This is a genomic window from Micromonospora antibiotica, assembly GCF_017599305.1.
Taxonomy (GTDB): domain Bacteria; phylum Actinomycetota; class Actinomycetes; order Mycobacteriales; family Micromonosporaceae; genus Micromonospora; species Micromonospora antibiotica.
The window spans coordinates 975,312-1,002,283 of the sequence record NZ_JAGFWR010000001.1 but is presented as its reverse complement, the minus strand read 5'-3'; the positions used below and the strand labels follow the sequence as shown (position 1 = coordinate 1,002,283).

General features: G+C 68.4%; 22 protein-coding genes and 2 pseudogenes. 7 read left to right on the top strand and 17 right to left on the bottom strand.

Going from position 1 to position 26,972, the window contains the following annotated elements:
- Nucleotides 1-6: 6 nt before the first annotated feature.
- The 5 genes from JQN83_RS04670 to JQN83_RS04650 all read right to left on the bottom strand — a co-directional run bounded on the left by JQN83_RS04670 (nucleotide 7) and on the right by JQN83_RS04650 (nucleotide 4,690).
- Nucleotides 7-1,083: an XRE family transcriptional regulator gene (locus tag JQN83_RS04670; RefSeq protein WP_307799014.1), complete on the bottom strand. Its 1,077-nt coding sequence runs from the start codon at nucleotides 1,081-1,083 to the stop codon at nucleotides 7-9.
- A gap of 38 nt (nucleotides 1,084-1,121) precedes the next feature.
- Nucleotides 1,122-1,820 (bottom strand): hypothetical protein, encoded by a 699-nt coding sequence (locus JQN83_RS04665; protein WP_208565720.1) that lies wholly within the window; start codon nucleotides 1,818-1,820, stop codon nucleotides 1,122-1,124.
- A gap of 156 nt (nucleotides 1,821-1,976) precedes the next feature.
- Nucleotides 1,977-2,672 (bottom strand): pentapeptide repeat-containing protein, encoded by a 696-nt coding sequence (locus tag JQN83_RS04660; RefSeq protein WP_208565719.1) that lies wholly within the window; start codon nucleotides 2,670-2,672, stop codon nucleotides 1,977-1,979.
- 54 nt (nucleotides 2,673-2,726) lie between these two features.
- The gene (locus JQN83_RS04655) at nucleotides 2,727-4,187 is read right to left on the bottom strand and encodes a tyrosine-type recombinase/integrase (RefSeq protein WP_208565718.1); all 1,461 of its coding nucleotides are present in this window, start codon (nucleotides 4,185-4,187) and stop codon (nucleotides 2,727-2,729) included.
- A gap of 179 nt (nucleotides 4,188-4,366) precedes the next feature.
- Complete coding sequence (locus JQN83_RS04650; RefSeq protein WP_208565717.1) at nucleotides 4,367-4,690, bottom strand: helix-turn-helix domain-containing protein; 324 nt, start codon at nucleotides 4,688-4,690, stop codon at nucleotides 4,367-4,369.
- A gap of 150 nt (nucleotides 4,691-4,840) precedes the next feature.
- On the opposite strand from JQN83_RS04650, the gene JQN83_RS04645 reads away from it, so the two are divergent.
- Nucleotides 4,841-5,377, top strand: coding sequence for an IS1096 element passenger TnpR family protein (locus JQN83_RS04645; protein WP_208565716.1), 537 nt, complete (start codon nucleotides 4,841-4,843; stop codon nucleotides 5,375-5,377).
- Nucleotides 5,378-6,794: 1,417 nt separating this feature from the next.
- Here JQN83_RS04645 and JQN83_RS04640 read toward each other — a convergent pair.
- Complete coding sequence (locus tag JQN83_RS04640) at nucleotides 6,795-7,262, bottom strand: 3'-5' exonuclease (protein ID WP_208565715.1); 468 nt, start codon at nucleotides 7,260-7,262, stop codon at nucleotides 6,795-6,797.
- A gap of 1,495 nt (nucleotides 7,263-8,757) precedes the next feature.
- Here JQN83_RS04640 and JQN83_RS04635 point away from each other — a divergent pair.
- A complete protein-coding gene (locus tag JQN83_RS04635) occupies nucleotides 8,758-11,325 on the top strand; it encodes a Nuclease sbcCD subunit C (protein ID WP_307799000.1) in 2,568 nt (855 codons plus the stop codon).
- Between the two features lie 132 nt (nucleotides 11,326-11,457).
- Here JQN83_RS04635 and JQN83_RS04630 read toward each other — a convergent pair whose 3' ends face one another.
- Together JQN83_RS04630 and JQN83_RS04625 are read right to left on the bottom strand one after the other, a co-directional pair.
- Nucleotides 11,458-12,552: a three-Cys-motif partner protein TcmP gene (locus JQN83_RS04630; RefSeq protein ID WP_208565713.1), complete on the bottom strand. Its 1,095-nt coding sequence runs from the start codon at nucleotides 12,550-12,552 to the stop codon at nucleotides 11,458-11,460.
- 102 nt (nucleotides 12,553-12,654) lie between these two features.
- Entirely contained in the window at nucleotides 12,655-13,419 is a 765-nt protein-coding gene (locus tag JQN83_RS04625) for a DUF5131 family protein (protein ID WP_208565712.1), read from the bottom strand.
- A 779-nt stretch (nucleotides 13,420-14,198) separates the two neighbouring features.
- Between JQN83_RS04625 and JQN83_RS04620 the strand changes: the two genes are divergently transcribed.
- Together JQN83_RS04620 and JQN83_RS04615 are read left to right on the top strand one after the other, a co-directional pair.
- Nucleotides 14,199-15,347 carry a helix-turn-helix transcriptional regulator gene (locus JQN83_RS04620; protein ID WP_208565711.1) on the top strand — a complete coding sequence of 383 codons (1,149 nt, stop codon included), beginning with the start codon at nucleotides 14,199-14,201 and terminating at the stop codon, nucleotides 15,345-15,347.
- Nucleotides 15,348-15,417: 70 nt separating this feature from the next.
- On the top strand, nucleotides 15,418-15,681 hold the full coding sequence (locus JQN83_RS04615) for a DUF1883 domain-containing protein (RefSeq protein WP_208565710.1): 264 nt from the start codon (nucleotides 15,418-15,420) through the stop codon (nucleotides 15,679-15,681).
- 436 nt (nucleotides 15,682-16,117) lie between these two features.
- On the opposite strand, the pseudogene JQN83_RS04610 reads toward JQN83_RS04615, so the two are convergent.
- The 3 genes and pseudogenes from JQN83_RS04610 to JQN83_RS04600 all read right to left on the bottom strand — a co-directional run bounded on the left by JQN83_RS04610 (nucleotide 16,118) and on the right by JQN83_RS04600 (nucleotide 19,138).
- Nucleotides 16,118-17,319: pseudogene (locus JQN83_RS04610) on the bottom strand (IS110 family RNA-guided transposase).
- A 355-nt stretch (nucleotides 17,320-17,674) separates the two neighbouring features.
- Nucleotides 17,675-18,820, bottom strand: coding sequence for a hypothetical protein (locus tag JQN83_RS04605; protein WP_208565709.1), 1,146 nt, complete (start codon nucleotides 18,818-18,820; stop codon nucleotides 17,675-17,677).
- A gap of 6 nt (nucleotides 18,821-18,826) precedes the next feature.
- On the bottom strand, nucleotides 18,827-19,138 hold the full coding sequence (locus tag JQN83_RS04600; RefSeq protein WP_208565708.1) for a hypothetical protein: 312 nt from the start codon (nucleotides 19,136-19,138) through the stop codon (nucleotides 18,827-18,829).
- A 61-nt stretch (nucleotides 19,139-19,199) separates the two neighbouring features.
- Between JQN83_RS04600 and JQN83_RS04595 the strand changes: the two genes are divergently transcribed.
- From JQN83_RS04595 to JQN83_RS04585, 3 genes are read left to right on the top strand one after another with little or no spacing between them, the layout of a single operon-like run.
- Nucleotides 19,200-21,575: a DEAD/DEAH box helicase gene (locus tag JQN83_RS04595; RefSeq protein WP_208565707.1), complete on the top strand. Its 2,376-nt coding sequence runs from the start codon at nucleotides 19,200-19,202 to the stop codon at nucleotides 21,573-21,575.
- A 35-nt stretch (nucleotides 21,576-21,610) separates the two neighbouring features.
- Nucleotides 21,611-22,282, top strand: coding sequence for a DUF433 domain-containing protein (locus JQN83_RS04590; protein ID WP_204010765.1), 672 nt, complete (start codon nucleotides 21,611-21,613; stop codon nucleotides 22,280-22,282).
- Nucleotides 22,279-22,719 carry a PIN-like domain-containing protein gene (locus tag JQN83_RS04585; protein ID WP_208565706.1) on the top strand — a complete coding sequence of 147 codons (441 nt, stop codon included), beginning with the start codon at nucleotides 22,279-22,281 and terminating at the stop codon, nucleotides 22,717-22,719. Before JQN83_RS04590 ends, JQN83_RS04585 begins: the two co-directional genes overlap by 4 nt.
- 257 nt (nucleotides 22,720-22,976) lie before the next feature.
- Here JQN83_RS04585 and JQN83_RS32780 read toward each other — a convergent pair whose 3' ends face one another.
- From JQN83_RS32780 to JQN83_RS04560, 6 genes and pseudogenes are all read right to left on the bottom strand, one after another.
- Nucleotides 22,977-23,354, bottom strand: coding sequence for an FAD binding domain-containing protein (locus JQN83_RS32780; RefSeq protein ID WP_244251587.1), 378 nt, complete (start codon nucleotides 23,352-23,354; stop codon nucleotides 22,977-22,979).
- An 82-nt stretch (nucleotides 23,355-23,436) separates the two neighbouring features.
- Nucleotides 23,437-23,553: pseudogene (locus JQN83_RS32775) on the bottom strand (hypothetical protein); the annotation flags it as partial.
- Between the two features lie 93 nt (nucleotides 23,554-23,646).
- Nucleotides 23,647-24,924 (bottom strand): low temperature requirement protein A, encoded by a 1,278-nt coding sequence (locus JQN83_RS04575; RefSeq protein ID WP_208565704.1) that lies wholly within the window; start codon nucleotides 24,922-24,924, stop codon nucleotides 23,647-23,649.
- 28 nt (nucleotides 24,925-24,952) lie between these two features.
- Complete coding sequence (locus JQN83_RS04570) at nucleotides 24,953-25,582, bottom strand: class I SAM-dependent methyltransferase (protein ID WP_208565703.1); 630 nt, start codon at nucleotides 25,580-25,582, stop codon at nucleotides 24,953-24,955.
- On the bottom strand, nucleotides 25,582-26,583 hold the full coding sequence (locus JQN83_RS04565) for an alpha/beta hydrolase (protein ID WP_244251586.1): 1,002 nt from the start codon (nucleotides 26,581-26,583) through the stop codon (nucleotides 25,582-25,584). The genes JQN83_RS04570 and JQN83_RS04565 overlap by 1 nt, the downstream gene beginning before the upstream one ends.
- A 52-nt stretch (nucleotides 26,584-26,635) precedes the next feature.
- A complete protein-coding gene (locus tag JQN83_RS04560; protein ID WP_208565702.1) occupies nucleotides 26,636-26,941 on the bottom strand; it encodes a putative quinol monooxygenase in 306 nt (101 codons plus the stop codon).
- Nucleotides 26,942-26,972 lie beyond the last annotated feature (31 nt).

Sequence of the window (26,972 nt, the reverse complement as noted above, 5' to 3'; positions counted from 1 at the left end):
CTCCGGTCAGGGGCTGGTTGGGGTGAGTCGTAGTTCGGGGAGGTGTTCGGTGGCGGCGTCGATCACGGTGCGGGCGAGGGCTGCCGGGAGGCCGGCCTGCGCGGCGAGGTCCTCGATGGTCGTGTGCTGCTGGTTGAGGAGGTCGACTGCCTTGCCGAGGAGGGAGGGTTGTTCGCGGGGGCCGAGGTCGCCGGGTTCGGGGTGGCCCCACTGGGCGAGCAGGCTCATCCCGCGTCGGTAGGTGTGGTCCCGGTAGACGCCGAGGTCGTGTCCCCGGTAGACGAGGGCTTTCAGGCTGATGCCCCAGCGGCGTTTCAGCTCGTGCAGCCGGTCGAAGTCGAGCCGGGCGGGAAGCTCGGCGGCCAGGGTGGTGCTGGGGGCGAGGAATTCGGAGGCGAAGGCGGTGGCCTCCCGTTCCAGGAGTTGGCTGCCCGGCTCGGCGTCGTGGTGCAGCAGCAGGTGGCCGAGTTCGTGGGCGGCGTCCATCCGGGAGCGGGCCTTGTCGTTCTTGGCCGGGTTGAGGAAGACGAACGGCCGCTGGCCGTACCAGTGGGAGAACGCGTCGACCCGTTCGGAGGCGTCCGGCAGGGACAACACGATCACCCCGTGCGCCTCCAGCAGCCGCACCATGTGCGGCACCGGCCCGTCGTCGAGCCCGAACTCCGCACGTGCCGCCGCGGCGACCGTACGGACGTCCTCGGCCCGCGCCGGTTCCGGCCAGTCGAGCTGCGGCAGCCGCAACTCCGGCAGCCGCAACTGCCGGCCCACGACCTCGACGACCCGCCAGGCGACCTCACCGAACGCCTCCGCCTGGTCCCGCTCCGCCTGGCTGGTGGCCCGCAGGCTACGGAAGTGCGCCCGCCCCGGCGACGCCGGAGCCGGGACACCGGCGGCGAAGAACTCCACAGGCATCGCCAACGCCAACGCCAACCGGGCCAGCACCGCCGCCGACGGGCGGGCCTGCCCCAACTCGTACTGGCTGACCGCCGCCGCCGTCACCCCGACCTGCCGGGCCAACTCGTTCTTCCGCATCCGCCGCCACCTGCGCGCCAACCCGAGCGCGTGCGGCTCGAACCCCGCCACGGCCGCGGTGACCGGCACCGGCGGGCGAACCCCGCCCGTCACGCCCGTCGGCCGGCAATACCGAGGGTACGGCCGGCACCGCCAGCGGGCCGCATCGTCCCGAGCGGCAGCTCCGGCACGGGCAGCTCGTCGTGCCGCTGCACCGGCACCCCGACCGGATCACCGACGATCGGCAGCGGCGTCCCCACCGTGACGGCGTCACCGAACCAGAGCGTCACCTCGAACCACGGCGACCCGCCCTCACGGTTGTCGCGGGGCAACCCGAGATAGGCCGTCGCCTCGCCCGTGGTGATGTCACCGGTGTGCGCGACCCGCAGGTGCCGCTTCGGGGGCACCACCCCGGCGAAGACCTCCGGGAACTGCTCGGCGTCGTCGAAGGCCAACTGCCCGTCGCGGCTGTTCTCCACCGCCCCGCCGAGGCGTGCCTCGCTGCCCTCCCACCTGATCGACTCGATCCCACCCTGCAGCGAGTACAACCGCACCACGTACCCGGCGCAGAGGATCTCCAGGGAGTTGTCCTCCACCCGCACCCGTACCCCGTCGACCCCGTCGAAGGACGCCTTGCCGAGGTTCGTCAGGTTCCGCCACACCGTGGTGCCGAAACTCATCGCGTCGTCACCGAGTTCCGGCTCGTGCCGGTCCGCCGCGCGCCGGTACACCTGCCGGATCAACCCGCCCAGCGGCTCCAGCACGCCCCGCCCGTCCAGCACCGCCACCGCGTCATCCAGCAACCCCATGCCGCAGAATCTAGTCCATGCCGCAGTTGATGTTGCGGAAATCAAGCAGCCGACACGCCCGGCGTCGGACTCGGCACTGCTGGCGCGGCCTAACGGAATGGGGCCAGAGATACGCCCAGGCAGCCCCCTCCCGAGGTGGCTTCGGGTGCGACAGGCCTACTCGTCGTCGGGGTCCTCGATGCGGACGCCCAGTGCCCCGGCGAGGGCGTACGACAGGGCGATGAGGTCCTGGTGGGCGAGTATCGCGCCGGTCATGCTGGTCACGCCGCCGATCCCGGTGAGGTCGCAGCGGGCGAAACGGGTGCCGTCCATGCCCGCCTGGGAGAACTGCGCGCCGGTCAGGTCGCAGTCGGTGAAACGGGCGCCGCGCAGGTCCGCGTGCTGGAAGTCGGCCCGGGTCAGATTGCAGCCCTCGAACGCCACGTTCGAGAAGGTGCTGAACCGCCACGACGACAGATCCAGTCGACAGTCCGAGATCACGACGTCCCGCAGCGCCCCGTTGACCCACTGCAGGCCCGTCATCCGCGCCGTGGACAGCCGCACCCGGAGCATCGACGACCTGTCCGTCCGCAGGTTCGCCAGGTTCGTACCCTCGAACACGCAGTCGGTGAACCGCGCCGCCTCCAGCCGGGTACCGCTGAGGTCGGTGCGGGTGAGGCGGCACCGGGTGAACTCGGTCCCGTCCGCCGACCTGCCGGACAGGTCGAGGTCGCCCAGGCCCAGCCGCTCGAACGTCGCCTCGTCGCCGATGGTCAGGTCCCTTGCGGAGGTCAGGTCCGGCGACGCCGGCAGTTTCGGTGCCGCCGGAGCCCGCCACCGGGCGGCACCACGAGCGGACGAACGGGCGACCATGCCGCGCACGCTAGCCGAGCCGGCAGCGATCCGCCGACGGCGGCACGCGGGCGGCTACGCGGTTCTGGGCCGCCGCTGCCGGATCTTCTCCGCGACAGCGTCGGCGGCGTCGTGGTGCATCGCCCTGGTGACGCTCTGGTACGTGTCGCGGGTGAGGGTGGTGGTGGAGTGACCGAGCTGTTCGGAGACGACCTTGATGTCCACCCCGGCGGCCAGGGCGATGGTGGCCGCGCTGTGCCGCAGGTCATGCAGGCGGGTCGGCGGTAGCCCGGCCTGGCGTACGAGCCTGCGGAACCGCTGGGTGACCCCGCTGGGATGCCACGGCCGGCCGTCCGGGCGGACGAAGAACAGGCCGGTGTCGGGCCACGACTCACCGGCGGCCAAGCGCCACTGGGCGCGGCGGGCCCGGTAGGCGGCGAGAACCCTGACCGTCTCGGCGTCGAGGGCGAGGTCACGGTTACCCGCCCTGCTCTTGGGCTTCTTGCGTACCGCGGTGTAGCCGTGGGTGGCGATCTGCTGGTTGATCGTCAGCTCACGCCTGTCGAGGCGGACCTCGGCGTCGAGCAGCCCACAGACCTCGCCACGCCGGGGACCCCGGTAGGCCATGAGGTGCCACATCGGGTACAGGTCGGGCGCGTGCACCCGGGCACGGTCGAGGAACGCGACGATCTGCTCGTCGGTCCACACCATGACCGGTCCGGGAACCTGACCGGTGGCCCTCCACCGCTCTACGCGTTCGGCCTCCCACACGATCGGCACCGGCCGGTCGCCGGGAACCTTGACCAGCGCGGCCGGGTTGGAACCGACGATCACCTCCTCGGCGAGAGCGTCATTGATGGCCTTACGCAAACAGGCGCGGATACGCTGCCGGGTCGACGCGCCGGTGGTCCGGACACCGACGACCGACGCGCGCACCTCAGGATCGCCGCTGGCCCTCGCCGCACGGATCTCCTGGTTGCGGCGTTCGATCGCCGCGAACATGGCCCTGATGTGGCCGGTACGCAGCCTGTCCAACGGGATCTCCCCGAGATGCGGGATCAGGTGCACCCGGACGAGCGACTCGTAACCACACGCGGTGTTGTCATCAACGGTCAGGTGGGTGAGCCACTCGGTGAGGTACTCGCCGACGGTCACCATGTCAGCCAGCGACCCGTCACCGCGCAGCCGCTGCCGGATCCGATCCACCTCGGGCAGCGGCCGGCCCGACCGCACACAGGTCTGCAACAGGTCGGCGATCTCGGTACGACGGCCCCGGTCCCGGACCGCGAGGGCGAGCAGGGCCCGCGCGTGGTCCAACTCGGCGGCGGCGTCACGACGAGTCGACAGCCCGGACCGGCGCAACTGCCGACGCCGACCGTCACTGGTCGGCGGCAGTTCCAACTGGTAGGCCCAGTGACCGTGCTCGAAACTCCAGGACCGGTTGGGACGACGCAGCTTCGGGCACTCGTTGCCCAACGGCCTGCCGGTATCGGGATGGCGGCAGCCGCAGCGTTTGAAGATGCTCCCGTCTGGCATAGCTCGTGGTGCTCCTCGGGTTCGTGGTGCGGCATCGGTTTGTCGATCGACATCCACGCCTGACACGCCGCGACGATCAAGTCATCGACGGACACCGTCCGTCGCCGGGGTCGGCGCTGCTGCCGGCGGGATCCGCCCTCCGGCCCGGCGGGCGAGACCGGAGGGCAGCGCGGAGGCGGTCAGGGCGGCTCCCCGACGCTGTCGGCGTCCCCTACGTCCGGCCCGGGACCGGTCGGATGCGGCAGGTGCAGCATGGCCAGGATCGGCGCGGTCGGTACCCGGTAGTGGGCACCGACCCGGTACAGCGGCGTGGGGAACGCGTCGCGGCGGGCCAGCTTGTAGGCGGCCGACCGGGACATGCCCAGGACAGCGGCGGCCGTCGCGAGGTCCGTGCTCGGACCCAGTGCGCGGATCCGCTCGGCGGTCCACGCCTGCCGCTCCTCACAGCGGGACGCCTCACCGGTGGCGGGCGTGGCGGTTCGGGTTCGTCGTGGCGGTCGCATGGTCGGTCTCCCTGATCAAGAAACTCGCGGTGGCATGGTGAAAGACCCGACGACGAAGGACGCCGGGCCCGAGCGGTGCGAGGCGTGTCCTGCGGTACGGGCCGTGGCGCGGCGGTAGCGTGGTCGGCCGGCGGCAGCGGGAGGTGAACGGTGGCCAGGACGTGGTTGTCGATCCGGGTCGAACTCGTCTCCGGGCGGGGCGAGGACTACTGGCCGCGGCCGGGCCGGATCCTCGCCGCCGCCAGGTCGCACACGTTCGAGCAACTGGGCACGGCCATCGACCTGGCCTTCGCCCGCTGGGACCTGGCGCACCTACGGCTGTTCACCCTGGCCGACCAGACCCCGGTCTGCTCCTTCCGAACGTGGGAAGACACACCGGACGGCGCGGTGGACAGCGAAAGGACCACACTGGGCCGACTCGCGCCAGGTGATCAGTTCGTCTACGTGTTCGACATGGGCGACGACTGGGCCCACCTGTGCACCGTCGCCGACCACCGCGTCGACCCACTCGACGAACTCGGCCTGATGGCCGCCCAGCCCACCCCGTACCGGGGCTGGGGCGACATGCCTGACCAGTACGGCCGCCGCTGGGACGGCGACGACGGGTCCGCCGCGCTGAGACGACCCAGCAATCCCCTGGCCGACCTGCCGCCCATCCTGCCGTGGTGGGGACCCCGACGGCGGTAGCCACAGCCGACAACCTTCGTCGCCGGCCACCACGAATCCGCGCAGCGCCACGTGTCGCAGGTGATGCCGACGGACGGCGGCGACCAGGCCGCCCTCCACCCTGACAGAGCTATGGGAACCCGGCGCGAGGCGATGCGCTCACACCCCCAAACCGGGCTCTGTCAGCTCTGGCGAACACTTCCCGGCCTCACAGCTCTCTGACAGCGCCTCACAAGGCCATGGCGATCTCACAGAACATGCAAAAGACGCTGGCCACTGATGCTCACAACTTGCCCGCTGGGCTCGCGGTATTCCGGCCTGCCCGACCGGTCGGATAGACCGAGCTACCTCTTGCAGGGAGCCAAGCCTCACCGCTTCCGGCCGCTCAGAGAACAGGACCGGCGGGATCGCCGGTTGGTCAGCGCTGTCAGCCCTCCGACTCGTCGACGTAGCCCGTGACAGTCGTCGTGGCGCTGTCACTGTCTTCCGGGGTCGACTTCTGTCAGAGGTCCGCCGTCATGGCGGAGCCCACGCTGACAGATGTCACCGCGCCGCGACGGTGGTTCTGACAGAGGCTGCCGGCCCGACAGCTACTCTCGGTACTCTGACAAGAACACTCACAGCCTGACGGGCCTCTGACAGTGGGCGCTGTCAGAGCTGCTGACAGAGATGGCGCCTGACCACCCGCGATGTTTCGAAGAGTCAACCGTCTCCCCACCGACGCATCCCTACTCGCGGATGGCACTGCGGCTCCGCCTGTCAATCCGCAGTTCAGAACCGCTCTGTCAGCGATCAGTCCGATGATCGTCGTACCGCTGACCTGTCGGTTCCTCTTGTCGAAAGCATCCAGGCGCAGCGAGGCAGGAAGCCAGCACGGAGCCGCACTGGTAAGGGTGTGGCACCTGTTCGGGACGCAATCGGTGTCGCAATACCTCCTGCCAGTGACAAGAGCGTCGTGTCTCTGACGTTACCCGAGCCAAAGCCGTGACACGGGCGCTGTGCCACTACCGGCCCCGGCCATCGTCCCTGCCCACTCAGCGCGGGAATGACACCACGTCCAAGTCGCGTAGGAGTTCATTACCAGGCGCAGGTCGTCGGGTCCGCCTTGTAGTAGATGTCAGCCAGCACATCTAGGGACTGCGGATGGGGCCGATCCGGTCGGCGGTGTCCTAGCCCTAAGCGGCCCAGCTGGTGAGGTGCTCTCCGACACCGGTCCGTCCCTCGACGGCCTTTCATGGGCGGTGCAGAACGCGCGGTGTCAGCTGCGATGGTCCATGCCTGGTAGGCACTGCGGAAGGTGTCCGCGCGGATCCTGTCGTCGGCCCGGTGCGCGAACGCGCCGACTGGTCGCCGCGAGCGGTGGCCAGTCCCGGAATCCACATCGACACCCCCATACAGCGTAGTTGGCCGTCTCTTGGCTCATTGTCGGCCCTGCCGATCAAGTCAAGGACTTCAGAACTCTAAATGCGGTCTTGCAATCGCCGGCTGCCCGGTGCTGGCCGCCGAGCGGAGTCGTGGTCGGGGACTGTTCCCAGTCCTGTCGACGTTTCATCAGGCAGTCCCACCGGTCCAGGTCGGCGAGATGAGCTGGGTCGAGCCGGTCACGGCGAGTGTGTCGCATAAGGGTGTCGTAGTCGAACAGTGCGTTGTAGGCGATCAAGGTCCGGTTCGTGGTCAGCTCTAGGAGGCGGGGCAGCATTACGGCCAATGGCGGCGCGTCCGCCAGGCTTGCATCCGTAATCCCATGCACTTCGAGGGCTTCGGGCTCCACCGAGCAGCCGGGGTTGATGAGGGCGTTGAGTAGGAGCCGGCCATTATAGGTGTCGAGGATGGCAATCTCGACGATGTATCCTTGAAGTCCGGTTGTTTCCGTATCGAGGATGACGGCAGCGCCGGGGCCCCGCATCGACCGCGCCCAAGCGGTTGCCTCGGTGTGCCGCAGGTGCTCATCTGAGCGGTGCCATCGCGGCTTAAGGCGGGCTCGGGCTGGATCCTGAGTCTCGATCGAGCGTCGGGCTCGACGAGGAGGCTTGGCTGGGTGATCGCGGGTTGTCTTTGCTGGTCGTGCGGCCAGGCCAGGCATCGTCATGCTGTCGTGGCCGTGGGATCGCGGATCAGGGATGGCTTGGGTTTGGTTTCGATCCTCTGACGCGAGGCGGCGACGACTAGCGGATCGTGTCGCACTACCTCGGACCATTGGCGGTAGTGGTGAAGGATCACGGGCTCCGAGGGACGAGAGGGTGTCCCAGTCGATTGTCGACTCCTGACGGAGGGCATCGAGCTCCCGGACCCGGTAGCAGGTGGTACGGCCGTACGCGGTGATGTGACCGGACTGGACGAGACGCCCGAAGTCGAGCCGTCGAATGCCCAGGTGCTTGGCGGCTTGAGGGGCTCTCAGTAGCCGATCGAGTTGAGCACGGGCAGCGACGGCCGCAGCTGCCGAGGCGCTCCACCGGTCGCCGTCGTCGGCGAACGGTATCAGTCCCGCAACGAGTCCAGCCGACCATTCTCCCTGCGTGTAGCCGATCCTCCGCCGCATCTGTTCGCGGGTAAGAGAGGTGGAACGGTCCATAGGGGCGGACGCCGACGTGGGCATCTGGAGTGACTCCTTGGCGTAGAGGAAAACTCAGAATGACGGATCAAGGTCACGATGCGGCTGGTAGGGACAAGGAGCGCCCCGCCCAGGACGGACACTGAGCTCGGAGGCGCATGTCACCGCATGTGACCACTCCGACGCGACTCTTCTGCGACGGACTTCGGCGACTGCAACGCTGATGCAGAACGTCGGGGGGAAGCCGCAGGCGCTGTCTACATCGCGGCCGAGTCGAGCAACGCCGTCCAGTACGTCGGGAGCTCGGTGCCGTCGGGGCTGGCCGGCGTCAACGGCCACGTGCAGGAACGTGTAGGGAGTAGCTGAGCCGCGCGCTGGACTCGGCTGATGGTGGTGCCCCTGATCCCAGACACCGATGCGGGTCTCGTGCGCCGGATCATGAATGCGTCGGCGCGGTGCTGCAGCCGTGAACGTGATACGGCTGCGACCTTCCGTAGAGGCCAAGATCGGCGGGCGTTAGCGCCCCGCGTTAACGGAACGTGCGGGTGGTTGCCCTCCTCCTCGTACGAGGCCACCATCTCGTTATGCCGGGATTCGCCAGCGGGTCAGACGGCTGATCAAGCCAGACGGCTTGGCGGGGCTCCATCCCCTGGCGCCTATTCGTACGTATGAGCGGGTGTCGCACCTCTTCTTGGTTCACTGGCCGTTACAGTGTCGACCCGGATGCTGAGACCACAGCGAATGATCACTTGGAGCGAGTGCCTTGACGTCAGCAACGGTGGGTAGCCGGCCGGCATCGCTGGCGACCACAAGACACGGTCCCGCACGGTTCTGGGCTGTCGATCTTCACGTGCACACTCCAGCCTCACGCGATGTCGACGTCCGTACCTACGGCGCTAGCGAGCCTCGTCAGATCGTCGACGCGGCGATCGCTGCCGGACTGCACGCGATCGCCGTCACCGACCACAACACCGCTGACTGGTGCGACCGGATGACCGAGGCCGCTTGCGGCACTACGCTCGTGGTGCTGCCTGGCCTGGAGCTCAGTACAGCCGAAGGCCATCTCCTCGCCATCTGGGAGGAGGGCACCCCGGCGCAGCACCTGGAGGACGTGCTCGTCGAGCTCGGTGTGCTCCGCCCCGACCACGGTGAACTGCACAAGGCCCTGGAAAAGGGCTTCACCGAGGCGGCGAAGGTCATCACCACCCGTGGTGGACTGGCGATCCCGGCACACGCCGATCGGGAGAAGGGCCTTCTTCGTCTCGCCGTGGCCGACCGCATCAGCCAGACGCTGCTCGACGACGCCATCGGCGCGGTCGAGATGGTCGACATCACTGAGGCAGAGAGAATCAAGGCCCGGCTCGTCGGCCGGCGCGAGCTTGCGGTCATCCGTAGTTCCGACACCACCGCACCCGGTGCCAGCACCCACGTCTTGCACGGCATCGGCCACCGCCGTACCTGGATCAAGGCGTCACGCCCAGACCTTTGCGGGCTTCGGCACGCACTGGCTGATCCGGCCCTGCGTGTCAGCCTGGAAGAACCAACGGCGCCGGAGCACACGGCAATCGAGTCAGTGACCGTGACTGGCGGGTTCCTCGACGGTCAGCAGTTCCGTTTCTCGTACGACCTGAACTGCCTCCTCGGCGGGACCGGAGCGGGTAAGTCGCTGCTCATCGAGCTGGTGCGGTTCGCTCTCGACCAGCAGACCGACGCCGGAGACTTCCCGCAGGTCCGCAAGGAGGTCGAGTCCCGCCTGAAGTACGCGCTCACCTCGGGCTCCACAGTCGAGGTCGTGCTCACTCGCGGCCGTGCGCGGTGCCTCGTACGCCGCGCGTACTTCGAGGACGGCTCCACCCAACCCGAGTTCATCGGGGACACCGAGCAGCTGACCGGACTGTCCGGCCGGATCGCAATCACCGGTTTCTCTCAGAGTGAGGTAATCGAGTACGCCCGGACGCCGGTCGGCCGGATGGCGCTCATTGACGCCGCGCTTGATCTCACCGAGTTCGAGATGCGCGAACCTGAAGCGGTAACCCGGCTCAACGAAAACGGAGGGCTCATCAGCTCACTCGAAAACAAGATCACCCAGACTCGCACGAGGCTGGAAACCCTTCCGGAAGTTGAAAAGCGGCTAGATGAGCTGTCCGGCTTGTTCGACGGCGAGACCATCAAGATGCAGTCGAAGTGGAGCGCGGAGAAGGCACTCTTCGAGCCCCTGGTCGGCATTCCCGAACTGAAGGTCATCGCCCGGACGGACAGCGGGGAGAGGTTTCGGGTCCCGGCCGCCATCGTCGACAACCAGGACCTCTACCAGCGAGCACAGGCGGCATACGCACAGTTGCGCGACGCGATCGAGGAGACGAACGCGCAGTTGGCGCAGGTTCTGCTCGTGGTGAACAAGGAACTGGCCGATATCCGGCAGGTGTGGATCGAGCGGTACCGGCAGTTCGACGCTGAACTCGCAGAGGCGGTCAGCCGTATCGATATAGACAACAGAGGCCTCGCCGCGCTGCGTACGCGGCTCATCGAACTTCAGACGGAGAAGGCAAAACTCGACGCGCAGCAGACTCAACTCAACGACGAGTTCCTGCCGAGCCTAGCCGCAGCCACGTCGTACCGGGAAGAGCTAATCGCCGAACTCATCGAGGCCCGCAAAGCACGGCGGCGACGGCGTGAGGACCGAATCAAGGCGCTCAACAAGCTGATGGGCGGCATCGTCCGGATCAAGATGCTCCCCGAAAACGACGACTCCGCCTACCTGACCGACCTGACGGCCATCGCCAAGGGCTCGCGGCTGCGCGGGCCGGTCCTCCAGCTGATCTGCAAAGAGTCGACCCCGGTTAAGCTGGTCCGCTCCTTCCTCGCCGACGACGTCGACGGCGTGTGTGCCGCCACGGGTGCCGAGCGAAGGCACGTCGAGACGCTGTTCGAGCACGTGCGGGAGAAGGGCGCCATCGAGGAATTCCTGCGGATGCAGACCCTCGACCTGCACGACGGCCTCTCCGTCGAGTTCCGCAAACACGCCAACGACGGGTATGTGGCAATCGAGCGGCTCGCGCACGGCCAGAAGTGCACTGCCATCCTCATCATCGCCCTCGCCGATGGCAACGACCCCCTGATCATCGACCAGCCCGAGGACGCACTCCACGCCCCATGGATCGAGGAATACCTCGTGGCGAAGCTTCGTGACCTGCGAGGCAGCCGGCAGTACATCTTCGCCACCCGCAGCCCCGGCCTCGTCGTATCCGCCGACGCCGAGATGATCATCACCCTTACGTCGGACGCGACGAACGGTGTCGTCGAGGCAACCGGATCCCTCGAGCGCCACGACCTCAATACCCTGGCGCTATATCACCTGGAAGGCGGACCGATTCCGTTCAAGCGTCGAACGGTCAAGCTGGGATCATCGATGATGTGACTCACGATCGGAGGACGTCGGAACACCACAGGTTGACCAGTGATGCCGCCATCACCCCCCACAGCTCTCGGCCGCGCTCGCCCTGGCGAATCCTCAGCCAAAGTCTCCGCCTTCGCTGGGTGGGACGGCACACTAGACGGCTGAGGCTGGGGCTAGGGAGACGATGGAGGTACGCCGCAGCGTGCCGCCGCCTTCGATGTTGAGTGCGCCGTGGTCCATCAGGGGTTTCAGCGCCGTGATCACGTGCTCCGGTCGGTACACCGTTTCCAGCAGGGCGAAGTGTCGCAGGTCTTCGACGCGGACGGGTCCGCTGCGTCGAAGCTGTTGGCTGAGTAGTCGGGTCAGCGGTCCGAGTTGTGGTTCGTTGACGTCGAACAGCGTCTCGGCCTGTTCGTCGCGGGGGTCGCGGAAGCCGACGCCTTGGGTGCGGTCGACCTCCCAGAGGCTGTCCTTCATCTTCTGCACGCCGAGACGATGGCCGGTACCGAAGATCAAATAGAGCGGCTGCCCCTTCCTGGGGATCAGCTCGAAGTCCAATAGGTAGGGAAAGCCTGCTGCGTGCAGTGCTTGCCGGTAGCAGGTGAGAATGTGCCGGCTCTTCGCTCCTGGCGCCAGGTCTGCCACGGATCGCCAGGCGGGGTTGCCGCCGAACACCGCATCGCCAGCTTCCCCCAGGTCGCTGACGAAGCGAACGAAGTGCTGCGGGAACAGGGTGACGATGACCTCGCTGGAGACGTTCGTGGCCAGGCGCCGAAGGAGGCGATATGGCACTGGCGCGTTACCCCAGGAGTCGAGGTTGGCGAAGATCGGTTGCCCCCAGGCGCGCATCTCGTCGAGGGTGACCTCCAGATGGGAGGCGCAGGTACCCTTAACGATCTTTACGGGCATGGCAGCGTCGGTGCGCGGCCGTTCGGGGAATGCCTTCGTCAGGTTCGCCCGGAGCATGTCGACGCAGCGTTGGTCGTCGTCGACAAAGGCGAAGCGGGCGACGCCCTTTGTCTTTGGCACCTTGTTGACCAGCGCACGCATTGCTATGACTGGCGACCCCGGCTCGTCGCCCTTGTAGATCCCTGGGCCGGCGAAGCCCTCGGCGTAGGTGACCGAGGGATAGGCGTTGGAGCCGGCGAGGAGGATGGGAAACCAACGCTCAAGGTAGCGCTGGTAGATGTCGTGCTTGGCGCCCGTGTGTGGGGCGCATTCCCACGGCACCTCACCATTGACCGGCATCCGCACCCCCTGGCTACCGACAGTCAGGCGTCAGTGTCTCATCGCAACGTCGTTGACGGAACCCATCGACCGATGGCCGACTGCGCGAAGCGACTACGGCGGTCACGCCTTCAGTGGGGTCCCAGCGGATATGCGCTCAGGCATGGCCGAGTGTTCGCGCCCGTCTAGCTCACGGCCGCCAGCCTTCGGTGTGCGGCCCCCCCACTGTTTGAAGAAGAAGGCGGTCCCCGCCTCGCCGCACCGATCCCGCAGCTGCCGGACCCACAGCGGGTCCACTGGTCGGTGAACGGGTCCGGACTCGCCTCCAGCGATGAGCCAGTCGATACCGTTCAAGTTCAAGTCAGTTAACGGGCCGAGCAGGGGCTCTGCGGAGATGAAGCGGACAGCGGCCGGCACCCGCCGCAAGTCGTCCACGCGGGATAGTTCTGTGGGGCCCTCCACGCTGACGCCCATCCAGATGTTCGGTGCCCAGTCCAGCTGCGGGGCTACCTTCGCCAGCCTGCCTGCTCGTTTGGTGAGCAGCTGGTAGGTATGCTGCGGCGTTTCGCGCATCACCTCGAACACTCGCTGCACGAAGGGCAGCGGTACGCGAGCGTGGAAGAGATCCGACATCGAGTTCACGAATACGATCCGGGGATCGCGCCAGCGCCGGGGGACATCCAGGGCGTCCTCGTGCACCGCGACTCCGAAGCCCGGCCCGGAGGTGCGCGGATCACCGTCGGTCTGGTACTTGGCTGACCCCATAGCCTTCAGCCGCTTCGACAGAGTGAGGGCATAGCAGTTGTCGCAGCCCCGAGAAACGCGATCGCACCCGGTGGTGGGGTTCCACGTCGCCTCTGTCCACTCGATGGGACTGTGGTCCGCCACCGAATCACCTCCCTCACACCTACCCTGTCGAACGTCCGTACGATACGGAAGCGATCGCTGAAAGTCACCGCTTGACTGGTCCTTGACGATGTCGCGACACCGCGTACAACGGCTTGGCAAGCGGATAGACGTTGGCGGCGGACTGCTGTTCACGAGCATGGCGCAACCCAGACAGCAGCCGGTCAGCGGGGCAGCATGGCCGGGCTGCCTCCGCGAGAGCCACACGCCAACCATCGAGTCGGTTGCGGCGACCCGCCATAGGGACTACGAGCATCAAGTGAACAAGATCGCCAGAGGCTGACCTTTTCCGCATGTCGTCAGAGCCCCTTGCCCCGTGGGCGGATGAGCGCAGGTGTTGATCTTCTAGGACCATCATGCGGAGACCCTCACGTGGCGCAGCAAGCAGCCCTCCAGGGGGCGGGCACAACGAGGGATCGGTTTCAGTGCATGCAGGATTCCGTGTACTGCAAGTAGATGCAGCCGATTTGTCGGTTCTTCAGGCTTAGAGTGTTGTCACTCTTCATCAGCTACACTGTAGATATCTACAGCACTAGCGCTCGGAGGGTATAGGTTTGGCGCTGTCGTATAAGTACGTGGCGGTGGGGAACGGGTTGCGAACGGATCACCCGATTCCCGACCTGCCGCTCGTCGATGACTCCCACCTGCCAGTGGATGACCCGGATGCGATCGAGGCGGTCGGTCGCAAGCGCGATGCTGGGACGTGGGGTCGAACGGATTCGTGTAAGGACGGTGGTTGGGTCGCGTTCACCACTGACGCGTTGCGACCGGACCTGGGCTGGGTGGTGCGGTGGCATCCTGAGCATGGCCGGTCGGTGGTGTTGTACCGCAACGAGGACGTCGCCAGCGCGTACATGTCGTACGAGGATGAGGCGTTGCTGTTCCGTGCCGGCGGCTACTGGTGGGACGGTGTGACGTGGTACCGGCCGTCGCAGGTGTTCGACCGGGCTCGGGAGGTCTACGTCAACCGGCCGGTACCGGCGGCGTTGACTATCAGTGCCGCCGATCAGCCGCAGGGCGACCCCGGCAAGGGTGTCCTGTGGGCGATCGCCGATCTCGATCTGGACACGGTGCGGCCGGTGGGGTCGCGTCACTGGCGTGATGACTTCGCCCTCTGGGCGGCCCGGCACGGCGGCGGCCGGCACCTGGCCGGGTGCGTGGTGCACCTGACCGCCCCGGAACTCGCCGCGGATCAACTGCTCGGCGTGGCTGAGCTGGCCGAGGTCGCTGGGATCGGCGCCAGCACCCTGCGCGCCTACCAGGCCCGCGGCGAAAGCGAGGTACCGCTACCCCAGGCCATCGTCGGCGGGCGCAGCATGTGGTCGCGTCCGGTCGCCGAGGACTGGGCCGAAACCCGCCGCCGCTCCCGTGACGGCGTCGCCCGCACCATGGCCGACCGTGACCACGACAACCTGTCGGTCGGCGTCGCCCGGTTGTGGGACTACTTCACCACCGCCTTCACCATTGACCTGTGGGACCGCGACAGCAACCGCAAACGGTTCGCGCTGCGCTGGCGCACCAAGGCCGCGGTGCGCGAGGTCGCCCACGACGTCGCCTGGACCGCAGCCGCCAGCCTCGACCGGATCGTCCCCCTGGACGACCTTGGCGCGACGATCCGCGCCGCCGTGCTGTTCGAGTTCGCCGACTGGCAACGCACCGCACGCGACGAGGAGGTCAGCTACCCGATCAATCACGCGATCACCCGAATGCTCGACTGGCTCATCCAACACAAGCCCGAGCAGGCCCGAGCCGTCGTCGCGGAGATCGTCGGCGAGGCCGAGCGCGCCCTGAACATACCACCGGCGGTCACCGGCTTCTCCCTACGCCAAGCACTCGCCCTCGACGGCAAGCTGCCCGGGGAGAACGCCTACGCCGACTTCCTCGACCTGGTCCTGCCACCCGATAACTGACCACGCCGACTCCCGACGAGCCGAGTCGCGGCGGCTTCCACTCAGTGACACCATCCGCTACACATAGCGTGTGGAGCACCTGTACTGGCACCTCGGCGCTTGTGCGGGCGGAGGCACGTTCGAGGTAGAGATACGCGGCTCGACCGCTCGGGTCTGCCTCATGGACACCGACTCCTACCAGGCGTATCTCGACGGCGACGAGTATGAGTACTTCGGCGGCTTCTACGACACCAGCCCCGTCGACCTGGAGGTGCCCTACGACGACCACTGGTACCTCGTCGTCGACAGCTACCCCCGACGAATCACCGTCAAGGTGACTCAGACCTTCGACTGACCACCCACCGGGACCACACGAGCGGGAGGTAGGGGCGGCCCTGCACGGTTGCAGAGCACTTCTACCTCCCACGGTCCTACGTGCTCCCGATGCTGCACTGCGCCACACCAACGGACTCTCACGTGGGACCGGGAGCGACCCCCCCCAGCCTTACGAGTGGTGTTCCGCGACCTCCAGGCCGCAAAGTCCGACCTACCGGGCAAGTTCGCACTTTGCTAGACGGCCGCGCGCCCCCTCCGCTCGACTTCTAGCCAATGACCGACGCAACCCACTTCGCGGCCGTGCACCGGAGTAACTTACCCACCATCACAACAACGGCCCATCGCGACCGGCGACGAGGGTCACAAATCGACGGAGGCATGCGTCGTCTGACCAACCGATATATGGCCTGAGCAGGACTTACGCTTGCTCTGCAGTTCTCCGGCAAGCGGAGTCTCTACGCGAGTTCGCATGGCACCACCTCTGCTGATCTTGGCAGTTTGGGCTGGTAGGGGGCCTTGTCGCGGATGCAGGCCCAGAGGACGTTGAGGCGTTGTCTGGACAGGGCTGCGGTGGCTTGGCGGTGGGTCTTTCCTTCGGCTCTCTTCTTGTCGTAGTAGGCGCGGGAGCGTGGGCAGTGGGTCAGCGCGGTGAAGCTGGACATGCTGAATACCCGGCGTAGGCCGCGGTGGTAGCGGTGGGGCCGGACCTGGTGGCCCTGCCGTCGTCCGGAGTCGCGGGAGATCGGGGCGAGGCCGGCGTGCGCGGCGAGCGCCGCAGCGCTGGGGTAGGTGCTGAGGGTGCCGGCGTGGGCGAGGAACTCGGCGGCGAGGGTGGTGCCGATGCCGGGCAGGCTGGTGACGATCTCGCCCAGCTCGTGCTCGGCGACAACCGCGGCGGTGGTTTCCTCGATGGCGGTGATGCGGTCGTTGACCACTTCCAAGTCGGTGGCCATCTGGCCCACGATCCCGGCTGCGGTGGCCTCTCCCGTGACGGCGACGGTCTGTGTCCGTGCGGCGGCGAGGGCCTTGGCGGTGAGTGCCTTGGCGGCCCGCACGCCGTGCTGGCGTAGGTAGGCCAGGATGCGGGCCTCGCCGGCGCGCCGCAGCCCTGCCGGGGTCTGCCACTGAACGAGGAGCCGGAGCGCACCCCGGCTGCGCAGGTTCAGCGACTTCTCCAGGGCGGGGCTGATCACGGTCAGGAGGTCCTGGAGGCGGGCAGTGATGCGGATCCGGTCGGCGACCAGGTCGAGGCGGCGGGAGACGAGCAGCTTCAGCTGCTGCTGCACCCCGTCGGCCACGGTGAGGGTCGGTAGGTCGCCGCGCATGCGCAGGGTCTGGGCGATGACGTAGGCGTCGTGCGCGTCGGTCTTGCGTTCCCCGTGGAACGCCTCGGCCATCCGCGAGGTGACCGTGCCGCTGACGTAGCGCACATCCGCGCCACGGTCGAACAGGACCGCCAACAGCAGTGACGCGGGTCCACCGCGTAGGTCGACGGCCCAGCGGACCGCCTGCGGCGCTTACCGAGCCGCCCGGCGATGCCGGAGATGGACTGCTGGTCGTTGGGGATCTTCTCGGACATCACCACGGTGCCGTCGTCGATGACGCACACGTGGTGGTGGGTCTTGCCGACATCGACGCCGGCCCACAGGCTGCCCATCGGGCATCACCCTCTTCGGTTGTCGGGTCAGGGGGCGTGGACCCGCCGCGGTTCAGTAGCCACAACTTCGGAAAGGGCGATCGGTCGCAAGTCTCCATCCAGTGCTGATACAGCGGTCATCAGCGAGGGCCGGGGCGTCCTACTCCAAGCTGGCCATGACATCGGCAGTACACACCCAGGCAGTCACCCGACCCTCCGGGTCCACCCCAGCAAACGACACAGCTCGATGTCCGGTTGCGGGTCCCGACGGACACTCGGAGTCCAAGCCGCCGCGGTCAGGGGCGTCGCGGCGGAACGCCGAGCTGTCCACGATCTTGCGCGCCTCGGTGGCGGTCACCGGGCGGCGAACCAAGCGTCAGGTGTCGAGGGCTGCGAGGTTGAGGCGTTCGAGCAGGCTGGGCTTGCGGGCGTGTACCACCCGTAGCTCGGCCAGCCGCTTCCGGAACGATGAGCTGCCCCCGTCGCGCTCGGCGAGGTCGTGCAGGTCGACGAGGAGTTGTACGGCGGTGTCGTACTCGCGGGGTTTCTTCGTGGCGATGAGTTCGTCGACCCGCTGCCATGCGGCGGTTTGGTCAACCGCGAGGGTGTCGAGGTGCCGTTGCCGGGCGGCTGCGGCGGACCGTTCCCGGCGGACCCGGTCGCGTTCGCGCTGCTCGGCGTCCCGCCGTTCCCGCACGGCGCGCAGGTCCGCGGCGGTGGCGAGTAGTTCCCCGGCGGTGCGGGCGGCTGCCGGGGTGGGCGTCTCGGAGCGGTGTGCGTCGCGGTAGCGGCGCAGCAGTCGGCCGCGTAGGTGGCTGTCGCCGCCGGTGATCAGGTCGGTCAGAATGGCGTCCTTGTCCCGGGCGGGCAGCCCGACGACCCAGGTGCGTAGTTGCGCAGCGGTCGGTTCACCGGAGGCGTCCGGCGTCGACCCGGCGGCCGCGGCCGCGATCAGGTCGGGGTCGATGCGCAGGAACTCGGTGACGGCGGTGAGGGCCGCGTCGAGGGTGCCCAGGCCTGCCGGGACGGGCGGTTCGGGTTCGTCGTCGGCAATCTCCTGCGACTGTACGCAGCGCAGCCAGGCCAGGTAGAGCAGGCGCAGGTCACCGGCGGCGAGGCCGGCCCGAACCGGGATGATCGAGGTGAGCAGGCCGTGGCCGTCGAGGTCCCACTCGTCGGTGCCGTCCTCGTCATGGAGGTCGACGATGACGTGCCTGCCGGCGGTCCAAGCGGTTGCGCTGTCACTCTGGCAGTACCGGGCCACCACGGCGGGGTCGAGTACGTGTTTCGGTAGCCGCAGCATGAGCTGGCGGGTGCCCCAGTTCGCCAGGTACAGGTGCGCGTCGAAGTACCGTTCCATCAGCATGCGCGGGTCGCCCTTGAAGTTGCCCCACTCGTAGATGTTGACGAAGCTGGTGGCGGTGATGTCGGCGCGGGTCGACAGCGACCGCAGCTCAGCCCGCTCCCGGGCAGTGAGGGGCCGGTCGACGGTGGTGAACTCGTAGTACTGGTACTCGCTCACCGTGGCCTACCTTCCGGCCCAGTGCCGGTAGGCGTCGATCCACGCGGCGCCGTCGGGCGCGGGGGTGGGTAGCGGCAGGTCGAGGAGATCGATCCGCTGCCGGTGGCGGCCTCGCGCGCAGACCGCAGCGATGGTGTCCGCGGTCAGGTCGATCTTGCGCACGGTGACCTCGACGCCGAGGACGGTGGTGGTGAATGGCACCGCCAGGTGCTCCTCGAGCATGGTGAACAGGCCGGTGAGCTGCTCGTCGTCGCCGTACGCGTCGACCGTGGCTTCCTCGATCATCGCCTCCAGCGCGGCGCTTCCCTTCGATGCCATCGGCGGAGGATACCGGACCGGTGTCGGGGTGCTCGAAGCCCGATACGCGAGGATGGTCGGCATGGGTTCGGTGGCCGAGTTCGTCGATCTCCGGCGGGAGGTGGAGCGGCTACGGGCGGAGAACGCCCGGCTGGGACGTCTGCTGGAGTTGCGCGGCCAGGACACGACTGCGGCGCCGGAGCAGTTGTCCGCGCCGGTCGAGCCGCCAGGGCTGGTCACCATGACCTCACCGACTCGGGACAAGCTGGCGTTGTTCGCCGACCGGTTCCGGGCCCGGGCCGACGTGTACGCCGTGCGGTGGAACAACGCCCGTACCGGCGGGGCCGGTTGGATGCCCGCGGTCGCCGGCGGTTGGCGTAAGGGTATGGACCGGCGCGGTGCTTCCTACCTGCCCCGGACGACGGAGGTCGTCGCGGCGCATTTGGTCGGCGACGTGTTCATGGGCCTGTACCCACTGATGCCCGGCAACACCTGCCACTTCGTCGTGGCCGACTTCGACGGGCCAACGGCGATGCTCGACGCCCTCGCCTACGTGAAAGCGGCACGAGCCAGCACGGTGCCCGCCGCGATGGAGATCTCCCAGTCCGGCCGCGGCGCCCACGTGTGGATCTTCTTCACCGGTGCTGTTCCTGCGGCCACCGCGCGGGCCGTCGGCACGGTCCTGCTGCGTGAGGCGATGGTGCTGCGCGGGTCGATGGACCTGCGGTCGTACGACCGGCTGTTCCCCAACCAGGACGTCCTGCCCGAGGGCGGCTTCGGCAACCTCATCGCCGCACCGCTGCAGGGCCTCCGCCGCAAGGATGGACTGACCACCTTCCTCGACCTCGGCACGCTCGAGCCGTACGCCGACCAGTGGGCGTTCCTGTCAACGCTAGACCGGCTCAGCCCCGGCGACGCCGAACACGTCTCCCGGCAGGCCAAGCAAGCCACCACCGGTGCCGACGTCGCCACGATGAGCCGGTCCGCCGCGACCCAGGTCCACCCACCGCTCCCTTCGGTGGTCCACGCGGAAGTCGGTGCCGGGCTGAGCATCGACGCCAGGCAGCTCACCCCCGCCGCACTGGCGACGTTCAAGCACGCCGCTGCCATGGTCAACCCGAAGTTCTACGAGTTGCAGCGACTGCGCAAGTCCACCTGGGACACCCCACGCTTCATCCAGGGCTACGCCCTCACCCTCGATGATCACCTGGTCCTCCCGCGGGGCGTGCGGCACACCATCGCCACGCTCGTCGAGCGCGCCGGATCCCGGCTGGCCGTCACGGACGCACGGAACTCCGGGAGCGAGATCGACACCGCGTTCACCGCCGAACTCACCAGCAGGCAGGCCAACGCGGTCGGCGCGCTTCTCGCCCACGACGACGGGATCCTGGTTGCCCCACCGGGCTCCGGCAAGACCGTCATAGCCTGCGCCGTGATCGCCGAACGCAACACCTCCACCCTCGTCCTCGTCGACCGCAAAGCCCTCGCCGACCAATGGCGCACTCGCGTCGAGCAGTTCCTCGGCATCAAGCCCGGTCAACTCGGCGGCGGCCGACGCAAACTCACCGGCACGGTAGACATCGCCCTGCTGCCCTCCCTGGCCCGGCGCGACGACGTCGCCACCCTGACCCAGGGGTACGGGCACGTCATCGTCGACGAATGCCACCACCTCGGCGCCGCCGCGTACGAGCACTCGGTCAAACGGATCGCCGCGCAGTTCTGGCTCGGCCTCACCGCCACCCCCACCCGACGCGACGGCCTCGGCCAACTCGTCACCTGGCAACTCGGGCCCGTCCGCCACACCCTGACCGACGAAGAACAAGGCACCCTCGCCGCAGCGATACACGCCGACGCCGGACCCCGTCGAGCGCTGTTCATCCACGAGACCACCTTCCAGCCCGGCGACATCGACCTTGACGCCCCCGGCGCGCTCGCCGAGGTACACCGGCGACTGGCCCTCGACGAGCCCCGCAACACCCAGATCGCCGACGATGTCGCCGTAGCCCTGACACGCGGTCGCAACTGTCTGGTCCTGACCCGACGGGTCGCCCAGGTCGAAGCTCTCACCGCTTTGCTCGCCGGACGCGGACACCAGGCGCTCGTGCTCCAAGGCGCGATGAGCACCACCGAACGGCGGATCATCGTTGACCGGCTCGACGGCGCCAAGACCGGCGACGGCCTGCTCGTCATCGGCACCACACCCTTCATCGGTGAAGGCTTCGACGCCCCCGCCCTCGACACCCTCTTCCTCGCCGGCCCGATCTCCTACGACGGCCTACTCGTCCAATGCGCCGGCCGCGTCATCCGCGCCGCGCCCGGCAAGGACCTCGCCGAGGTCCACGACTACCACGACCCGGCCACCCCCATCCTCGCCGCCTCACTCCCACGCCGCATGCCCGGATACCGGACACTCGGCTTCACCCCGGACATGAAGGCACCGCGTGGGGGTCTGCCGTGACCCGCGAAGGAGTCAACGCATGGGAGACTGGCGCTGTGGTGAGCGTCCTGGAGCGTGAGGTCTTCTCGGAGGCGGAGGCTGCCCGGCTTCTGCGGGTGGCGCAGTCGACGCTGCACTACTGGCTGGAGGGCGACGAGCGTAAGGGACGCCGACACAAACCCGTGCTACGCACGGAGCCGCGCGGCGCCCGTTCGGTCACGTGGGCCGAGTTCGTCGAGGCCGGGCTTTTGCGGGAATACCGCCGTACCCACCGGGTGCCGATGGTCGAGTTGCGGGCGTTCATCGACCTGCTCCGGGAGCAGTTCGGGGTGCCCTACCCACTCGCCGACCGCCGACCGTACGTCGCCGGCAAGAAACTCGTGCTGCAAGCCCAGGCGGAGGCCGGTCTCGACCCGGAATACTGCCTGGTGGCCGCAGTCGGTAATCAGTTGCTGCTCACTCCTCCGTCGGCGGCGTTCGTCGAGCGGGTCACCTGGGACGGCGACGTCGCCGCCGGCTGGCGACCCGACCCCAACCCCCAGTCACCGGTGCGTATCCTGCCGGATGTCCGGTTCGGTCGGCCGTCGATCAAGGGGATCAGCACCGAGGTGCTCTGGGAGCAGGACGAGGCAGGGCTGGACGTCGAGGAGATCGCCGAGACGTACCAGCTCGACGTGCCCGACGTGCGGTGGGCGCTGGCGTACGAGAACTCCCAGCGCGCGGCGTGAGCAGGATCAAGCCTGCCGAGGTCCGGTTTTACATCGATGCCGACCTCCTCGGCCTCGCGCGCGTCCTCGCCGGACTCCGCTCCGACGTCACCTATCCCGGCGACCCCGGCACGGTCATACACAAACGCCAACGCCCGCCGTGCCCGATCGCCTCGCCTGCGGTGAAGGACTCAGAGTGGATCCCGCAGGTCGCGGGCCGCGGCTGGCTGATCATCACCCGGGACCGCCACATCCAGGAGCACCGACTGGAAATCGCCGCCGTACGAGAGCACCGAGCCAAGATGGTCGCCCTCACAGCCGCCGACGCGGGCAGCGTCTTCGGCCAGTTGGAGGTCGTGATGAGTCGCTGGCGCGATATCGAGCGCTGCCTCGCCGAGCCGTCGCCCTTCATCTACGCAGCTACCCGAACCACGATGAGGCAGATCTCGCTGACCTAACTGTTGCGTGAATTCGCTAGATCCCAGCAAGCACATGACGGATGCCCCAAATACGGTCTGAACAGGACTTTCGTCCACTCTTCTGATCTTCAGCAAGCGAGCACAGCAACGCGCGTCTGCGACAGACTAATACCGCCACAGAATAGGAACCCGCAGGCGATTCGCCTGTGGACACAAATAGAGCGTCGTCTTAGGAAACCGATGCTCTATCCCCTGAGCTACGAGGGCGCGAGCGCCTAGTCTAGCGACCTGCGGGTTCACCTGGGGTGGCAGGGAGTGGCCCACGTCCACCCGCAGCGCCCGGACCCACGTTCGCCCAGCCCAGGACCACAGCCCGAGCACACGAACCCCCGTTTGCGACCACGGGCGGCTGCGGTGACCCGCGTCGGTGCCGGGTGACCCGGGCTGGCATCCGCTGGCGAGCACACGTCGCGCACATCATCGAAGATCAACGACGCCAGCACGACCTGGGCCAGCGCCGGGAACCGGCGGCGCACCTCGGGGTGCGCGGCCATGTGGCTGTTCGTGGTCGTCGCACCGATGACCTGCCCGCCGTCCGGGGCGTCGTGAACGCCGTCGAGGGGAAGCCGCCGTACGTCCACCAGCCGGGTCGGCTCCTCGACCCCGCACTTCATGAGGTCGACGAGGTTGGTGGCTACGCCCAGATACCGGTGTGCAGGCGCCGCACTGCCCGTGGTCGCACCCCTTCTTCGGCCCGGTGACGCCCGGGTCGTCCCGCAACACGGCGAGCAGCGTCCGACGGTTGTCCACTGACAGCCGGCGAGTCACGTCGTTTACCAGCAGCGATATTTCACTGTGCTCCTGATCGGCCATCGCCACCCTCTCCCGTCGATGGAATAGAGCTGGCCGCGGGGATCGTGGGCACCGTCATTCCGCAGCTCACACCTATTCAACAGTGTCGAACAATTAATCAGCTTTTCTATCGCGATCCTCGCGATTCCCTGCCAGATCCTCCACGGTTCCGGTTCCGAAGGTTCTCGCCGTCGCCTCGACCGGTGGCGTCGTCGGATGTGAGTTCCGTCGGGGCTGGCGGGTCTCGACGACGATGAGGACGATCAGGACGGCGACCAGACCGGCCAGACCGACCAGCGGCGCGAGGGCGGCGGCGGCGGGGCCGACGGCGACGAGCACGCCGGCCGCCACCAGGCGCGGCAGGCTCGTCGTACGGTGCACGAGCCGTTCGAACAGCAGGTGCCCGGCGAGGTAGAGCGCCGCACCGCCGAAGAGGGACAGAGCGTAGAAGGCTCCCAACGGCCCGCCCACGCCGACGTGTGCCACCACGCCCTCCACGCCGAGCGCGGTGAGCACGATGCCGGCGACCAGGGGGAAGTGACCGTAGGTGTACGCGTCGACGGCCAGGCTGACCCGGGCGGCGCCGTGTGCCTCGACGAGGCGACGCCGGGCCGCGGGCGCCACCGCGTCGAAGTACAGCCACCAGAGGCAGACGGCGGTGCCGATGCCGAGGACGGCGACGCTCACCAGCGGCACACCGATGGGCTGGCCGGCGGCACCCACGCCGATCGCGACGGTCGACTCACCGAGGGCCAGGATGATGAACAGACCATGCCGTTCGGTGAGATGCGTCGGGCTGTGCAGTCGCCACGCGCCGCGCTTGGCGGTGAGGTAGATGCCGGCCCAGTCCACCAGCAACGCGACGGCGAACAGCAGCGCCTGGGCCCAGCCGCCCAGCAGCGCCCCGAACAGGAGCAGCGCCGCGCCCGCCAGCAGGGGAAACCAGGTGATCACGATCTGCTGCCGCAGGCCGGCGTCGCCGGTTGCGGCCACCGCGTAGACCGCGAGGTGCACCCACCGGACGAGGAAGTAGGCGCAGACCAGGACGACGGGGCCGGGCAGGCCGCCGGGGGCGTCCCGCCAGGCCTCGGGAATGGCCAGGGCGACCACGAACATCGCCGCCATCGCGCCGGCCATTCCCGCCCGGATCAGACCCTCGTCGGCCCGGGAGTGGTTACCCAGCCAGGTGTAGCCGGACCACGTTCCCCACAGCAGGGCGAGGATCAGCAGACCCTGCAGGACACCGTACGGGCTGTGCTCGTGGGCCAGGTAGGCGGTGATCTGGGTCGCTGCGAAGACGTACACGAGGTCGAAGAGCAGCTCGAACGGCGTCGCGCGATGGTCCTGGCCGACCGGGCGTACGGCTGGACCGGGACCCTGGGGCTTTCCCATGGCCAACCCTCCTCTCGGGGTGCCGTTCTCAGCGGGACAGGGACACCAGCGCGCGCGGTCGCGCGGTGACCCGGGGGCGCCGGCAGGAGTACACGAACGCCGGCGGCACGTTGGCCCACACGGTGCGGCCGGTCACGACCTCCTCGAACCGGTCGCCCAGTGCCCGCCGCAGCCGTTGGGCAGGCGGCGTCCAGCGGGCGAACGTATAGCCGAACGTGGTGAAGGCGCCGTCCGGGGCCAACGCGTCGGTGACGGCGTGCAGCAGCTCGTCCTGCTGGCCCCCGGCGAACGCCGCCCACGGCAGCCCGCTCACGATCACGTCCGCCCGGCCGTGGCCCCGCTGTGCCAGCACGTCGCCGAGGTCGCGGGCGTCGGCCACGGCGACGTCGAGCCGGGGGTACCGGGCGGCCAGCAGGCCGGCGAACCGTTCGTTGACCTCGACCGCGAGGTGACGGCCCCGGCCGGCGAGCCGGCGCTGGATGGCGGCCGTGAACGCTCCGGTGCCGGGGCCGAGTTCGACGACCAGCGGCTCGCCGACGCCGGGGACGGGCGCGGTGACGAGGTCGGCCAGCGGCCGGCCGCTGGGGGCGACCGCGGCGACGGTGAACGGGTCGCGGAGGAACTCGCGCAGGAACTCCGCCCGGTGGTTGTCGCTCATCAGCCGGCCCGCTGCCCGGAGAGCTGCGGCCGGGTCGGCCCGGCGGCCGGGGTCAGGATGCGGGCGAGCCAGTCGGTGCGGGCGCGGCGGGCCTGGGCCGAGATCCGCGCCTGCGGGTACAGGGCGTCGAATCCGTGGAAGCCACCGGCCCAGATGTGCAGCTCGGCCTGGCCGCCGGCGGCCCAGATGCGGGTGGTGTAGGCGACGGCCTCGTCGCGGAACACCTCGGCGGTGCCGGCGTCGACGTAGGTGTCCGGAAGGCCGGACAGGTCGTCGGCCGTCGCGGGGGAGACATGATCGGGTACGGCGTCGTCGGTCAGGTCGCCGAGCACCGACCGCCAGGCGAACTCGTTCATCTCGCGTGTCCACACGCCGGGCTCGCCGGCGTACTGGCGGCTGGAGGTGGTGTCGTTGTGGTGGTCGAGCATGGGGCAGATCAGCACCTGGGCGGCGAGATCCGGGCCGCCGCGGTCGCGGGACAGCAGGGCGACCCCGGCGGTGAGGCCGCCGCCGGCGCTGACCCCGGCGGCGATGATCCGGTTCGGGTCGACGCCCAGCTCGTCGGCGTGCTCGGCCACCCACAGCAGACCGTGGTAGCAGTCGTCGAGCAGGCTGGTGCCGGTGGCCTCGGGTGCCAGCCGGTAGTCCACGGAGACGACGACGGCACCGAACCGGTCGAGCCATTCCAGGGGGATGTCGAGCTGGGAGAAGCGGTCGCCCATCACCATGCCGCCGCCGTGCATCCAGTAGACGCAGGGGGCCACAGCGGTGTGTTCCGGGCCGGCGGGGCTGAAGACGGACAGCGGGATGTCCGTGCCGTCCGGGCCGGCGATGCTGATCTCGCGCCGGTCGATCGCCCGGCCTTCGAGCAGCGGCTCCACGGGCGTCGACGAGAACTGCCGGATCTGCGGGAGCACGTCGCGGTTGAGTTCGGGTACGAACGGCATGTCGGCCAGGAGCGCGCGCAGCTCGGGATCGACGGGGGGACGTGTCAGTGCCATGAGGGGTTTCCTGTCGTGTTCGGTGCGGAAGGACGGATTGCCGTGCGGGGTCTCAGATGGCGGCCTTGCCACCGACCGGCACCTCGTCGAGGTATGCCGGCTCGCCGACGATCAGCGGCTGGAGTTGCGCCAACAGGGCCTGCGCCTCGTCGGTGGCGAAGAACCGGTGGTGCGCCTCCTCGGTCGTCCAGCCCTCGGTGACGTGGACGGTGTCGGAGTCGGCGGCGGAACGGCCGATCAGGAAGACGACGCAGTCCTCGTTCGTCAGCGACGGCGACGCGAGCAGGAAGTCGGCGAGTTCGTCGCCCTTGCCGGGGCGGGCGGTCATGGTGGCGTGGAAGCCGTAGCTGATGGTCATCGGGCACTCTCCTCGGCGGCTGCCGCCGAAT